We start from the raw sequence: 295 nt of genomic DNA, 5'->3' as shown, positions 1-295 counted from the left end.
TTGAAGTACTGGTGCGTGGAAGGGCTGTGGATTCAATGAAAGCGAACTTACCTTTAGCGAGTTCTATCTTACCTGAAAATAAAGGTGCATTCTTGGCGAGAGTTGCCTCGTTTGATGACATGCTCTCCGGGCAAAAGGTTGCACGAGTAACATCAAGCTAAGTATCAGCTTATAACTGTTCTAACCCTTTGGCGGCTAATCATCAAAGGGTTAGAACGAGTTTTCATTAGGCTGCCTGATTGCTTAATAGCCTAATAGATTAAGCGACGACAACCGCCGTGCCGCTGGCTGATAC

1 pseudogene is annotated in these 295 nt (G+C 45.4%); it reads left to right on the top strand.

From position 1 onward, the window contains the following. A pseudogene (locus AB4512_RS25160) lies at positions 1-161 on the top strand (peptidase M23); the annotation flags it as partial. Positions 162-295: the final 134 nt, after the last annotated feature.

This window comes from Vibrio sp. 10N.222.52.B7 (assembly GCF_041474275.1).
GTDB classification, from domain to species: domain Bacteria; phylum Pseudomonadota; class Gammaproteobacteria; order Enterobacterales; family Vibrionaceae; genus Vibrio; species Vibrio crassostreae_C.
The sequence above is the reverse complement of the archived record's forward strand: the minus strand, read 5'-3'. Positions and strand labels throughout refer to the sequence as shown.